A 13,044-nucleotide genomic window follows, 5' to 3' on the forward strand; every position below is an offset into this window, starting at 1 on the left:
ACCGCAGCAGTGTTGCTATTTCGAGCAACGGCGGGTTAATGCGACACCAGCCCCGATCAGCCCCCCGACAATGCCCCACATAATCATCAGAAAGGCACGACGTGGGCTATCGCGTTTTACCGGTTCTTCCGGCGTACGCAAATAGCGATAGGTCTGAAAACGCGGATCCAGAGTTGGACCAACATTCAGGGTGTTTAACATGGCCCGATTCTGATCATAGTCGAGATCAAAGGCCGGACCGACGGCTTGTAAATTTTCCAGTCGCGCCTGGAGCATTGGACGCCCAAGCAGGAACATTTCAGAATCAGGCAGTTCCTCGGCAGGCACATCTGTCGCGCTGCGCGAAATATTATGCTGCTCCGCAATTTTCAGCGCCTGTTCAATACTGTTCATCCGGCGGTCGTAGATGGCTTTCGCCACCTCTTCCTGACGCTTCACCTGAGCTTTCATCTGGATGGTGCGCGCCGCCCATGCACCTTTCAGCTCATCATTCAGATGGCTGGCTGCACGCTGGCTGGCAAAAGCAACATACTGACGTAACAGGTTATTAGCGTCAGGCGCGGTTTCGGCAATCAGCTTAACGCTGTCGTTGACCGCGCGAGTGAAGTCACCGGGAATAAACACGATGTTGTTTATCATTTCATCCAGCAACGCCGCATCGGCTTTACTGTTCCCGACCATCCGCTGTTTGTAATAATCTGTCTGCAACCAGAAATCGCGGCGGGTATCCCACGAGGCCAGTTGCATAACAAACTCTTTATAGGCTTCGTCCATGACCGATGGTTGGTCGACAGAAGCCATGTTTGAACGGACGTCCAGGTTACGCAAAAATTGCTGCTGCGAGTAATATCCGCCCAACATATTCACTGTTGGACGATCGGTAATCGCCGTCGAGCTCCACTCCTGACGAGCAAAAAAAGTATACGCCAGCGCGATTAACGCAAACGCCAGCCCCATGCCAATAATCCATAGCTTCCCTGCCCACAAGGTACGAAACAACCCACGAATATCCAGTTCATTTTCAGCATCTTCGGCCAGTTTCCCAGGCATTGGTTGTGTCATCACATCCTCATTTATTTGGTTAAATTGGGGCTGCCACCACGATTTCTACGCAGTCTGCGTTTTACGCGTTTAATAAAGCGAGCAACTTTCCAGGCACGCTTAATGCAATATCCATAGAGGAAGAATGCTAACAAAAAGAGCACCAGCATGACCCACTCAGGGACAAAATGAGAATATTCTGCCAGCACGCCAATGGAGGCGAGCAGTGCTGCGGCAAGGGTAATCAGCACAAACGCCTGGCGGGAAGTAAATCCGGCACGCATGATCAAATGGTGGATATGCTGGCGGTCAGGAGAGAACGGGCTCATACCTTTACGCAGGCGACGGTACATAATCGCCACCATATCCATTAGCGGAATGGCGATAATCCATAATGCGGTAACCGGGCTTATTGGGTGCGTTTTTCCCTGGGTCGTTTCCAGCAGGATCCAGATAACGGTAAAACCAATTAGCGTACTGCCCGCATCACCCATAAAGACTTTGTAGCGGCGCCCCAGGATACCAAGGTTAAGCATGATGTATGGCAGGATGGCGGCGATCATCGCAAAGCACCAGATTGCGAGGCTGGTTTGCCCGTCGAACCACAAAATCATACCGATTGCTGCAAACGAGACGCAGGACAACCCGCCCAGCAAGCCATCAATGCCATCAACCATGTTAAACGCATTAATGGCCGCCCAGACGGCAAATAGCGTGAGGAAGTAACCAAACGGTCCGAGCACCATCTCCCAGGAGCCAAAGATATAACCCAGGCTACTGAGATAAAGTTTACCGAACACCATCATAACAATGCCGACAGCTGCCTGTATGGTGGCACGGATTTTTACGCTGATATCAAAACGATCATCCAGCGCGCCAATGAAAACAAGCACACCGGCACAAGCAAGATAGAGAGAGGCATGCGGAATATAGTAATCGACAATTCCGAACGTGAAGCAAATCCCTGCGTAAACCGAAATCCCTCCAACGAGAGGTATCAATCCCTGGTGACGTTTGCGGAAGTTTGGTTTATCCACTAAACCGACTTTTTTTGCGACCTTACGGGCAAAAAACAGAAACAGAGTCGTGAATAAAAAAATACTAATGAGATCAGTACTCACTGTCAGTAAATTCACAATGCATGCTCTCAGAGAAAATTATTAGCAGAAGTATAACCACGAAGACCTTTATTCAGAAGGGAAAGTCCGTTCCGAACCCACCAGTCCTGTGCAAAAATCAATCATTTGATATGCAAATTGCATAACACACGAGCAAATCCCAGGAATTTTCCTAACATTGCCAGCGCGGCATTAAGATTACAGATATAAAAGCAAAACGCCACGTAAACACGTGGCGTTTTTGGCATAAGACAAATTTATGAGCGTTTCATCATATCGAAGAAATCATCATTGGTCTTGGTCATTGCCAGTTTATTAATGAGGAACTCCATTGCATCGATTTCGCCCATTGGGTGAATGATTTTGCGCAGGATCCACATTTTCTGCAGTTCTTCCTGAGTCGTGAGCAGCTCTTCTTTACGGGTACCGGAACGGTTGTAGTCGATAGCCGGGAAGACGCGTTTTTCAGCGATCTTACGAGAGAGGTGCAGTTCCATGTTGCCTGTACCTTTAAACTCTTCGTAGATAACTTCGTCCATCTTGGAACCGGTATCAATAAGCGCGGTAGCGATGATGGTCAGGCTGCCGCCCTCTTCTACGTTACGCGCCGCACCGAAGAAGCGTTTCGGACGATGGAGGGCGTTGGCATCCACACCACCGGTCAGCACTTTACCAGACGCCGGAACAACGGTGTTGTAGGCGCGCGCCAGACGGGTGATGGAGTCGAGCAGAATGATAACGTCTTTCTTGTGCTCAACCAGGCGTTTCGCCTTCTCGATTACCATTTCCGCAACCTGAACGTGGCGAGATGCCGGTTCGTCAAAGGTGGAAGCAACAACTTCACCTTTTACCAGACGCTGCATCTCGGTCACTTCTTCCGGACGTTCGTCAATCAGCAGAACCATCAGCACGCAGTCAGGATGGTTATACGCAATGCTCTGGGCGATATTTTGCAGCAGCATGGTTTTACCGGCTTTCGGCGGTGCCACAATCAGACCACGCTGACCACGACCGATAGGTGATGCCAGATCCAGTACGCGAGCAGTTAAATCTTCAGTAGAACCGTTACCACGTTCCATACGCAGACGAGAGTTAGCGTGCAGCGGGGTTAAGTTCTCAAAGAGGATTTTGTTGCGGGCGTTTTCAGGTTTGTCAAAGTTAACTTCGTTAACTTTCAGCAGCGCAAAATAGCGTTCACCTTCTTTCGGCGGGCGAATCTTACCAGAGATGGTATCACCAGTGCGGAGGTTGAAACGGCGGATTTGGCTAGGGGAAACGTAGATGTCATCAGGACCGGCAAGGTAGGAGCTGTCAGCGGAACGGAGGAAACCAAATCCATCCTGCAATATCTCCAGTACGCCATCACCAAAGATATCTTCGCCACTCTTTGCGTGCTGCTTCAGGATGGCAAAAATAATGTCCTGCTTACGCATACGAGCCAGGTTTTCCAGCCCCATATTTTCGCCGAGAGTGATCAGCTCAGAAACCGGCGTATTCTTTAATTCGGTAAGATTCATAGTGGTGTGAGTTCTTAAACTTGGGGTAAATCTCGAACTTAATGTTGTGAATGGTATGGCAGGATCATCCATGCCTGTTTACGGCCATCGACTCATGTCTTTTCGCTGTCTGGTCACAGGAGAGTACGCAGAACTGAAACGACAAGACGGATTGAGTGACGAGCCAGAAATCTGTTCACTTCGCATTTAAGATAAATGGGAAGCGTTGGAAATTACAAGATTCAAACTTAATAAGGTATGTTTAATACGAAGTCAACACTAAGTTAGCATGACTCACGCCGGGCGTCCAGTTTTTAGCGACGGGGCACCCGAACATGAAATTCCCTTACGCCAGATTAGCGTCGAGGAACTCTTTCAACTGACCTTTAGACAGCGCGCCCACTTTGGTTGCCGCCACTTCACCGTTTTTGAACAACAGCAGAGTCGGGATACCACGGATACCATATTTCGGCGCAGTGCCAGGGTTTTGATCGATGTTCAGTTTTGCAATGGTCAGTTTGCCCTGATATTCGTCAGCGATTTCATCCAGAATCGGGGCGATCATTTTGCACGGACCGCACCACTCTGCCCAGAAATCAACGAGGATCGCCCCGTCCGCTTTGAGTACATCCGTGTCAAAACTGTCGTCAGTCAGGTGAATAATTTTATCGCTCATATATAACTCCACAGGAATAAGCCTGGCGTGTTGGTTTCGTTGTTGGTGTAACATTAACCAACTAAAGGTTGACTTTATTTCACCGGATACGCTTTCGTAAAGCAATAGTAAGCTGATATTCTATCACACTATGAGCAAAACACATTTAACAGAACAGAAGTTTTCCGACTTCGCCCTGCATCCGAAGGTTGTAGAAGCCCTTGAAAAAAAAGGGTTTTATAACTGTACACCCATTCAGGCACTGGCCCTTCCGCTGACGCTGGCGGGTCGTGACGTAGCCGGGCAGGCGCAAACAGGTACCGGAAAAACGATGGCGTTTCTTACGTCAACGTTTCATTATCTTCTCTCTCATCCCGCGATTGCCGATCGCAAGGTGAATCAGCCACGTGCCTTAATTATGGCACCGACGCGTGAACTTGCCGTGCAGATCCACGCCGACGCGGAGCCACTGGCGCAAGCTACCGGCCTGAAGTTGGGTCTGGCTTACGGCGGCGACGGTTACGACAAACAGTTGAAAGTGCTGGAAAGCGGCGTTGACATTCTGATTGGCACCACGGGGCGTTTAATTGACTACGCCAAGCAAAACCACATTGACCTCGGTGCCATTCAGGTGGTGGTACTGGACGAAGCCGATCGCATGTACGATCTGGGCTTTATTAAAGATATCCGCTGGCTGTTCCGCCGTATGCCGCCTGCAAACCAGCGCCTCAACATGCTGTTCTCTGCCACGCTTTCGTACCGGGTACGTGAACTGGCGTTCGAGCAGATGAACAATGCCGAATATATTGAAGTGGAACCGGAACAGAAAACGGGCCACCGTATTAAAGAAGAGCTTTTCTACCCTTCTAACGAAGAAAAAATGCGTTTACTGCAAACGCTGATCGAAGAAGAGTGGCCAGACAGAACGATTATTTTCGCCAACACCAAACATCGTTGTGAAGATATCTGGGGCCACCTGGCGGCAGATGGTCATCGTGTTGGTTTGTTGACAGGCGATGTCGCGCAGAAAAAACGTCTACGTATTCTTGATGAATTTACCCGTGGCGATCTGGATATTCTGGTTGCCACCGACGTTGCCGCGCGTGGTTTGCACATCCCTGCTGTGACGCACGTCTTTAACTACGATTTACCCGATGACTGTGAAGATTACGTTCACCGTATTGGTCGTACAGGTCGTGCAGGCGCCAGCGGCCACTCTATCAGCCTGGCGTGTGAAGAGTATGCATTGAATTTGCCTGCTATTGAGACCTATATTGGTCACTCAATTCCGGTAAGCAAATACAATCCGGACGCATTGATGACCGATCTGCCAAAACCGCTGCGCCTCACGCGCCCGCGCGCAGGCAATGGTCCGCGTCGTACTGGCGCTCCACGTAATCGTCGTCGTTCAGGTTAAATAAAAAATGTCATACTCAAAATCATTCAAACTGTATCAAGATGGTAAGAGAGTGGATCCCGATGAACTTACTGTAGTAAGTGATTCAGGTGAAAGAACGCAGCCAACGCAGAGACAGATTGAAGGATGAAGAGTATGGGTTCCACCTCGTCGCTGTATGCAGCCATTGATCTCGGTTCAAATAGTTTTCATATGCTGGTTGTGCGCGAGGTGGCTGGAAGCATCCAGACGCTGACGCGAATTAAACGCAAAGTGCGTCTGGCTGCTGGCCTGAACAGCGAAAATGCCCTGTCTGATGAAGCAATGGAGCGCGGTTGGCAATGTCTGCGCCTGTTTGCTGAACGTCTGCAAGATATCCCTCCCTCGCAAATTCGCGTTGTCGCTACGGCGACATTACGCCTTGCCGTCAATGCCGGTGATTTTATTGCCAAAGCCCAGGAAATCCTCGGTTGTCCGGTACAGGTGATCAGCGGTGAAGAGGAAGCACGCCTGATTTATCAAGGCGTTGCCCACACCACTGGCGGTGCCGATCAGCGCCTGGTGGTAGATATCGGAGGCGCCAGTACTGAACTGGTAACCGGCACGGGTGCACAAACCACCTCTCTGTTCAGCCTGTCGATGGGCTGCGTCACCTGGCTGGAACGCTATTTTGCCGATCGTAATCTGGGGCAGGAAAATTTTGATGCTGCAGAAAAAGCGGCACGTGAAGTGTTACGTCCGGTTGCCGATGAATTGCGGTATCACGGCTGGAAAGTGTGCGTTGGCGCTTCCGGCACCGTGCAGGCGTTACAAGAAATCATGATGGCACAGGGGATGGATGAACGCATTACCCTGGAAAAGTTGCAGCAACTGAAACAGCGTGCCATTCATTGCGGTCGGCTGGAGGAGCTGGAGATCGACGGGCTGGCACTGGAACGTGCGTTAGTGTTCCCGAGTGGTCTGGCGATCCTGATAGCCATTTTTACCGAACTGAATATTCAGTGTATGACCCTGGCGGGCGGTGCTCTGCGTGAAGGGCTGGTCTACGGCATGTTGCATCTGGTCGTCGAGCAGGATATTCGCAGCCGTACGCTGCGTAATATTCAGCGCCGCTTTATGATCGATATTGATCAGGCACAGCGCGTAGCCAGAGTCGCGGCTAACTTCTTCGAACAGGTGGAAAATGAATGGTATCTTGAAGCGATTAGCCGCGATTTGCTAATCAGTGCCTGTCAGCTTCATGAAATTGGCCTGAGCGTTGATTTCAAACAAGCGCCGCAACATGCTGCTTATCTGGTGCGTAATCTGGATCTTCCTGGTTTTACACCTGCACAGAAAAAACTGCTGGCGACGCTACTGCTCAACCAGACTAACCCGGTCGATCTCTCATCGCTACATCAGCAAAATGCCGTACCACCGCGCGTTGCAGAACAACTCTGCCGTTTACTACGCCTGGCCATCATTTTTGCCAGCCGTCGTCGTGACGATCTCGTGCCAGAGATAACATTACAGGCTAACCATGAACTGTTGACCTTGACGCTTCCGCAAGGTTGGCTAACCCAACATCCGCTAGGTAAAGAGATTATTGATCAGGAACGCCAGTGGCAGAGCTACGTCCACTGGCCGCTGGAAGTGCATTAATGAGTAAGTGCCGGATGCGATGCTGACGCATCTTTTCCGGCCTTGATTATTTTCCTCGTTTTGCTGCCATCATCGCTTTCAGATTCGCCAGATGACTTTGCCCTTTCTGCATCCGTTCTTCGGCGCTGACCACTTTGCGCTCCTGTTCCCAAATCAGATCATCCTGCGGCAGCTCCAGCAGGAAGCGGCTTGGCTCCGGGCGCACCAGTTCGCCGTACTGACGGCGCTCTTTACACAGCGTAAAGGTCAATTCCTTCTGGGCGCGGGTAATGCCGACATAGGCCAGTCGCCGCTCCTCATCAATATTATCTTCATCGATGCTACTCTGGTGCGGCAAAAAACCTTCTTCCATACCGACCATGTAGACATAAGGGAACTCCAGTCCTTTTGACGCGTGGAGAGTCATCAGTTGTACCTGATCCAGCTCTTCCTCGCTTTCCCCCCGCTCCATCATGTCGCGCAGAGTAAAGCGCGTCACCACCTGGGTGAGCGTCATCGGCTCATCCAGTTCGCTGCCTTCCAGCATCTCCGTCATCCAGCTAAACAGTTGGTTAACGTTCTTCATGCGCATTTCGGCAGCTTTCGGGCTGGGTGACGTTTCGTATAACCAGGATTCATAATCCATGCCGTGGATCAGATCGCGTACCGCAGCAATCGGCTCCCGCTCCACCAGACGCTGGATTTCTGCCAACCAGTGAGTGAAGCGGGTCAATGCTTCATAACCACGTCCGCTAAGCGTCTGACTCAGGCCCATATCAAAGCTTGCGGTAAACATGCTTTTATTGCGCGTCATCGCCCACTCACCCAGCTTTTTCAGCGTCGCCGGGCCAATCTCTCGCTTCGGCGTATTAACAATTCGCAGGAACGCACTGTCATCGTCCGGGTTAGTCAGCACACGCAGATAAGCCAGCAAATCCTTGATTTCCGGGCGAGAGAAAAACGACGTACCACCCGAAATTTTGTACGGGATGCGGTTTTGCATCAGGAATTTTTCAAACACCCGCGACTGATGGTTACCGCGATAAAGAATGGCGTAATCTTTGTACTGCGTTTTATTAACGAAATGATGCGCAATAAGTTCACCGGTGACGCGCTCGGCTTCATGTTCCTCGTTATTTGCGCTTAAAACCTTTAGCTCTGTGCCGTAACCCAGTTCGGAGAACAGACGCTTTTCAAAGACGTGTGGGTTATTGGCGATAAGAATGTTCGCCGCTTTCAGAATACGCCCGGAAGAACGGTAGTTCTGTTCGAGTTTAATCACCTTCAACGCCGGGAAATCCTGGCTCAATAACACCAGGTTTTGCGGACGTGCGCCGCGCCAGGAGTAGATCGACTGGTCATCATCACCCACCACGGTAAAGCGTGCGCGGCTGCCCACCAGCAGTTTCACCAGCTCATACTGGCTGGTGTTGGTGTCCTGATACTCATCCACCAGCAGGTAGCGAATTTTGTTCTGCCAGCGCTCGCGGACTTCTTCATTGCGTTGCAGCAGCAACGTCGGCAATAAAATCAGGTCATCGAAGTCGAGAACGTTACAGGCTTTCAGGTGTGCATCATACAGCCCATAACAATGGGCAAAAATGCGATCCCGCTCGCCCTTTGCCTCTGCCGCCGCCTGCGCCGGTGTTTTGAGATCGTTCTTCCAGTTGGAGATGGTCGAAATCAACTGTTGCAGGAGAACTTTGTCATCTTCAATCAGCCCCTCAGTCAGTTCTTTGAGCAACGCCAGTTGATCGGTATCGTCAAACAGCGAAAAGTTCGCTTTCATTCCCAATGCCGCATACTCACGTTTGATGATATCCAGCCCTAATGTGTGGAAGGTGGAGATCATCAGCCCGCGCGCCTCTTTGCGCCCCAGCGTCTGCCCGACACGCTCTTTCATCTCACGCGCCGCCTTATTGGTAAAGGTCACCGCCGCGATATGTCGTGCCTGATAACCGCAACCGCGGATCAGATGGGCGATTTTATTGGTGATAACACGAGTTTTACCGGAACCCGCGCCCGCCAGCACCAGGCAGGGGCCGGTAACGAATTCGACAGCTTGTTGTTGGCCGGGGTTTAGACGCATAGGAAAATCGCTCAATGAAAGTCGGGAGGGGATAATAACAGCGTGGTAGTATAGCCAGCCTCATCCTTACCACTCAAGGCACGATCATGGCAAAAACAGCAGCAGCACTGCATATCCTTGTAAAAGAAGAGAAACTGGCTCTGGATCTTCTCGAGCAGATTAAAAAGGGCGCCGATTTCGGCAAGCTGGCGAAGAAACATTCCATTTGCCCGTCAGGCAAACGCGGCGGTGATTTAGGGGAATTTCGCCAGGGTCAGATGGTTCCGGCGTTCGATAAAGTGGTTTTCTCTTGTCCGGTACTGGAGCCAACCGGCCCTCTGCATACCCAGTTCGGTTACCACATCATTAAGGTGTTGTACCGTAACTAACAGCAAGGCCTTCTCCGGGAGAAGGCCTTGAACTCTGAATCGCTATTAACCTGCGACCGCGATGCGTTTCATATCAGTCATATAGCCGCGCAGTTTCTTACCTACCTGCTCAATAGCATGACTGCGAATGGCTTCATTTACATCACGCAGTTGTGCGTTATCTACCGCACCTTCCGGAATAGCTTTGCCCAGGTCGCCCGGTTGCAGCTCTGCCATAAACGGTTTCAGCAGCGGCACACAAGCGTAAGAGAACAGATAGTTACCGTACTCGGCGGTATCGGAGATCACCACGTTCATTTCATACAGACGCTTACGGGCGATGGTGTTGGCGATCAGCGGCAACTCGTGCAGTGATTCGTAGTAAGCGGACTCTTCGATGATGCCGGAATCAACCATGGTTTCGAATGCCAGCTCAACGCCCGCTTTTACCATCGCGATCATCAGCACGCCTTTATCGAAGTACTCCTGTTCACCAATTTTACCTTCGTACTGCGGCGCGGTTTCGAACGCGGTTTTGCCGGTCTCTTCACGCCAGGTCAGCAGTTTCTTGTCGTCGTTGGCCCAGTCCGCCATCATGCCGGAGGAGAATTCGCCGGAGATGATATCGTCCATATGCTTCTGGAACAGCGGTGCCATGATCGCTTTCAGTTGTTCAGACAGCGCGTAAGCTCGCAGTTTCGCCGGGTTAGAGAGCCTGTCCATCATCAGGGTGATACCGCCCTGCTTCAGCGCTTCGGTGATAGTTTCCCAACCGAACTGAATCAGTTTTTCGGCGTATGCCGGGTCGGTGCCTTCTTCCACCAGCTTGTCGAAGCACAGCAGAGATCCAGCCTGTAACATACCGCACAGGATGGTCTGCTCGCCCATCAGGTCAGATTTAACTTCCGCAACGAAAGAGGATTCCAGAACGCCCGCACGATGACCGCCGGTCGCCGCAGCCCACGCTTTGGCAATCGCCATGCCTTCACCTTGCGGATCGTTTTCCGGATGAACGGCAATCAGCGTTGGCACGCCGAAGCCGCGTTTGTACTCTTCACGCACTTCAGTGCCTGGACATTTCGGCGCCACCATCACCACGGTAATGTCTTTGCGGATCTGCTCGCCCACTTCCACGATGTTGAAACCGTGAGAGTAGCCCAGCGCCGCGCCGTCTTTCATCAGCGGCTGTACGGAGCGCACCACGTCAGAGTGCTGCTTGTCCGGCGTCAGGTTAATCACCAAATCTGCCTGCGGGATCAGTTCTTCGTAAGTGCCGACTTTAAAACCGTTTTCGGTCGCTTTACGCCAGGAGGCGCGCTTCTCAGCGATTGCTTCTTTACGCAGGGCGTAGGAGATATCCAGCCCGGAGTCACGCATGTTCAGGCCCTGGTTCAGACCCTGTGCGCCACAGCCGACGATGACCACTTTTTTACCCTGAAGGTAGCTCGCGCCATCGGCGAATTCGTCGCGCCCCATAAAGCGACATTTACCCAGCTGTGCCAGCTGCTGGCGCAGGTTCAGTGTATTGAAGTAGTTAGCCATGGTGATTCCTCATGATGTTGTGCTTCTTATTGTTCGGTTCGCGTTTGCGAGATTGAATTCACTATATGACAGGAAATTTATTGCGAAAATTGATATATTCACAACGTCATATTGCAATTTCTGCAATGTAAAACCGAGAGGTGAAATCGGTGGATTTACGCGATCTGAAAACCTTTTTACATCTGGCAGAAAGTCGCCATTTTGGCCGTAGCGCCAGGGCAATGCACGTCAGCCCTTCCACGCTCTCCCGGCAGATTCAGCGTCTGGAAGAGGACCTCGGGCAGGCGCTATTTGTGCGTGATAACCGCACGGTCACGCTGACCGAAGCGGGCGAGGAACTGCGCGTTTTTGCCCAGCAGACGCTGTTGCAGTATCAGCAGTTACGTCACACGATGGATCAGAAAGGACCCTCGCTTTCCGGTGAACTGCACCTGTTCTGCTCCGTCACCGCCGCCTACAGCCACCTGCCACCGATCCTCGACCGTTTCCGTGCCGAGCATCCTTCCGTGGAGATCAAACTCACTACCGGCGATGCGGCCGACGCGATGGAGAAAGTCGTCACCGGCGAAGCAGACCTGGCGATTGCCGGGAAGCCTGAGACCTTACCCGGTGCGGTGGCCTTTACCATTCTGGAAAATCTGGCAGTAGTACTGATCGCCCCGGCCCTGCCCTGCCCGGTGCGTAATCAGGTGTCGGTCGACAAACCAGACTGGTCAACGGTGCCGTTTATCATGGCCGATCAGGGGCCGGTGCGTCGACGCATTGAGCTGTGGTTTCGTCGTCATAAAATCAGCAATCCTTTAATTTATGCGACCGTCGGCGGGCATGAAGCGATGGTTTCGATGGTCGCGCTCGGCTGCGGTGTGGCACTGTTGCCAGAAGTGGTGCTGGAAAACAGCCCGGAGCCGGTGCGTAATCGGGTGATGATTCTGGAGCGCAGCGATGAAAAAACACCGTTTGAGCTGGGCGTCTGCGTGCAGAAAAAACGGCTGCATGAACCGCTAATTGAGGCGTTCTGGAAGATTTTGCCAAATTCATGAGGGCAAAACAAAGATGCTACTGTTTCATTCCCCGGTAAATATTTTATCGTTTAGCGTGACGTTTCCTCCGGGAGTATTTTCTCTGATAACCATATTGATCATATTCTTTCATAAGCGGCTCAGAGGATTTTTTATCGAGTTTTTGCGCTATTGAAAATAACGTAACCAATCCCAAAGCCAGGCAAAGTTTTGCCCACGAACCAATTCCTTCCCCGGTTTGTGTATATATATACTGAGGTTTACCATTCAGACTGATAAGTCTGGCTTTTTGCGGATGATCGACATCGTACATCACAATAGCATCAGAGGAAAAACGATAACTACCGGCAGAACTAGCAGGCAATTCAATTGGATATTTATTACCCTGTTTATCATAATAATAAACCACACCGTAAAAATATTTCTTACTAATATGACCGCGATGATAATAACGATCATAACCGCGATCAACAATAGTTCCATGAACTGTGACGCTACGCGCCGCAGGAAAATCTCTACCCGCATAATACTGAGAGTCAGAAGTAATAAATAGAATTGTGGATATCAATAACCAGAAAAAACAAAGGCAGGCAGGAAAAAATCGCTTAAAGAACAGTGTCAGGGCAAAAAGCAGTAACGCACTCCCCAAAAAAGCACCGGAGCCTGTCAGTAATTCTGTGTAACTGCCACTGTATTAAAGGTGATCGCTCAGGCGGTCACC

At 51.1% G+C, this 13,044-nt stretch carries 12 protein-coding genes; 4 read left to right on the forward strand and 8 right to left on the reverse strand.

All coding sequences use genetic code 11. The features are described from left to right. Positions 1-15 precede the first annotated feature (15 nt). The 5 genes from wzzE to trxA form a co-directional block, all read right to left on the reverse strand. Positions 16-1,062 (reverse strand): ECA polysaccharide chain length modulation protein, encoded by a 1,047-nt coding sequence (gene wzzE, locus A7090_RS03595; protein WP_105273061.1) that lies wholly within the window; start codon positions 1,060-1,062, stop codon positions 16-18. A gap of 11 nt (positions 1,063-1,073) precedes the next feature. Next, positions 1,074-2,177, reverse strand: a complete 1,104-nt coding sequence (gene wecA, locus A7090_RS03600) for a UDP-N-acetylglucosamine--undecaprenyl-phosphate N-acetylglucosaminephosphotransferase (RefSeq protein ID WP_001050960.1) — start codon at positions 2,175-2,177, stop codon at positions 1,074-1,076. A 239-nt stretch (positions 2,178-2,416) separates the two neighbouring features. Further along, on the reverse strand, positions 2,417-3,676 hold the full coding sequence (gene rho / locus A7090_RS03605) for a transcription termination factor Rho (RefSeq protein ID WP_001517407.1): 1,260 nt from the start codon (positions 3,674-3,676) through the stop codon (positions 2,417-2,419). Between the two features lie 78 nt (positions 3,677-3,754). After that, positions 3,755-3,862 carry a rho operon leader peptide RhoL gene (gene rhoL / locus A7090_RS03610; RefSeq protein ID WP_105273062.1) on the reverse strand — a complete coding sequence of 36 codons (108 nt, stop codon included), beginning with the start codon at positions 3,860-3,862 and terminating at the stop codon, positions 3,755-3,757. Positions 3,863-4,001: 139 nt separating this feature from the next. Then, positions 4,002-4,331: a thioredoxin TrxA gene (gene trxA, locus A7090_RS03615; protein WP_105273063.1), complete on the reverse strand. Its 330-nt coding sequence runs from the start codon at positions 4,329-4,331 to the stop codon at positions 4,002-4,004. A gap of 130 nt (positions 4,332-4,461) precedes the next feature. Here trxA and rhlB point away from each other — a divergent pair, with 130 nt between their 5' ends. Together rhlB and gppA are read left to right on the forward strand one after the other, a co-directional pair. Beyond that, complete coding sequence (rhlB, locus tag A7090_RS03620) at positions 4,462-5,727, forward strand: ATP-dependent RNA helicase RhlB (protein ID WP_105273064.1); 1,266 nt, start codon at positions 4,462-4,464, stop codon at positions 5,725-5,727. A 135-nt stretch (positions 5,728-5,862) separates the two neighbouring features. Further along, positions 5,863-7,347, forward strand: a complete 1,485-nt coding sequence (gene gppA / locus A7090_RS03630; RefSeq protein ID WP_105273066.1) for a guanosine-5'-triphosphate,3'-diphosphate diphosphatase — start codon at positions 5,863-5,865, stop codon at positions 7,345-7,347. 46 nt (positions 7,348-7,393) lie between these two features. Here the strand turns inward: gppA and rep are convergent, their stop codons facing one another. Further along, positions 7,394-9,415 (reverse strand): DNA helicase Rep, encoded by a 2,022-nt coding sequence (gene rep / locus A7090_RS03635; RefSeq protein WP_105273067.1) that lies wholly within the window; start codon positions 9,413-9,415, stop codon positions 7,394-7,396. Positions 9,416-9,501: 86 nt separating this feature from the next. On the opposite strand from rep, the gene ppiC reads away from it, so the two are divergent. Further along, entirely contained in the window at positions 9,502-9,783 is a 282-nt protein-coding gene (ppiC, locus tag A7090_RS03640) for a peptidylprolyl isomerase PpiC (RefSeq protein WP_105273068.1), read from the forward strand. 45 nt (positions 9,784-9,828) lie between these two features. On the opposite strand, the gene ilvC is transcribed toward ppiC, so the two are convergent. Continuing rightward, positions 9,829-11,304 carry a ketol-acid reductoisomerase gene (gene ilvC / locus A7090_RS03645; protein ID WP_105273069.1) on the reverse strand — a complete coding sequence of 492 codons (1,476 nt, stop codon included), beginning with the start codon at positions 11,302-11,304 and terminating at the stop codon, positions 9,829-9,831. 149 nt (positions 11,305-11,453) lie between these two features. On the opposite strand from ilvC, the gene ilvY reads away from it, so the two are divergent. Next, on the forward strand, positions 11,454-12,344 hold the full coding sequence (gene ilvY / locus A7090_RS03650; RefSeq protein WP_105273070.1) for an HTH-type transcriptional activator IlvY: 891 nt from the start codon (positions 11,454-11,456) through the stop codon (positions 12,342-12,344). Positions 12,345-12,387: 43 nt separating this feature from the next. Here the strand turns inward: ilvY and A7090_RS03655 are convergent, their stop codons facing one another. Next, positions 12,388-12,972: a hypothetical protein gene (locus A7090_RS03655; RefSeq protein ID WP_105273071.1), complete on the reverse strand. Its 585-nt coding sequence runs from the start codon at positions 12,970-12,972 to the stop codon at positions 12,388-12,390. Positions 12,973-13,044 lie beyond the last annotated feature (72 nt).

Source organism: Escherichia sp. MOD1-EC7003, assembly GCF_002965065.1.
GTDB lineage: Bacteria > Pseudomonadota > Gammaproteobacteria > Enterobacterales > Enterobacteriaceae > Escherichia.

Bases quoted from the DNA above. Each gene is read 5' to 3' on its own strand.
- wzzE (WP_105273061.1), bottom strand. From the start codon at position 1,062: ATGACACAACCAATGCCTGGGAAACTGGCCGAAGATGCTGAAAATGAA.
- rho (WP_001517407.1), bottom strand. From the start codon at position 3,676: ATGAATCTTACCGAATTAAAGAATACGCCGGTTTCTGAGCTGATCACT.
- rhoL (WP_105273062.1), bottom strand. From the start codon at position 3,862: ATGCGAAGTGAACAGATTTCTGGCTCGTCACTCAATCCGTCTTGTCGT.
- trxA (WP_105273063.1), bottom strand. From the start codon at position 4,331: ATGAGCGATAAAATTATTCACCTGACTGACGACAGTTTTGACACGGAT.
- rhlB (WP_105273064.1), top strand. From the start codon at position 4,462: ATGAGCAAAACACATTTAACAGAACAGAAGTTTTCCGACTTCGCCCTG.
- gppA (WP_105273066.1), top strand. From the start codon at position 5,863: ATGGGTTCCACCTCGTCGCTGTATGCAGCCATTGATCTCGGTTCAAAT.
- rep (WP_105273067.1), bottom strand. From the start codon at position 9,415: ATGCGTCTAAACCCCGGCCAACAACAAGCTGTCGAATTCGTTACCGGC.
- ppiC (WP_105273068.1), top strand. From the start codon at position 9,502: ATGGCAAAAACAGCAGCAGCACTGCATATCCTTGTAAAAGAAGAGAAA.
- ilvC (WP_105273069.1), bottom strand. From the start codon at position 11,304: ATGGCTAACTACTTCAATACACTGAACCTGCGCCAGCAGCTGGCACAG.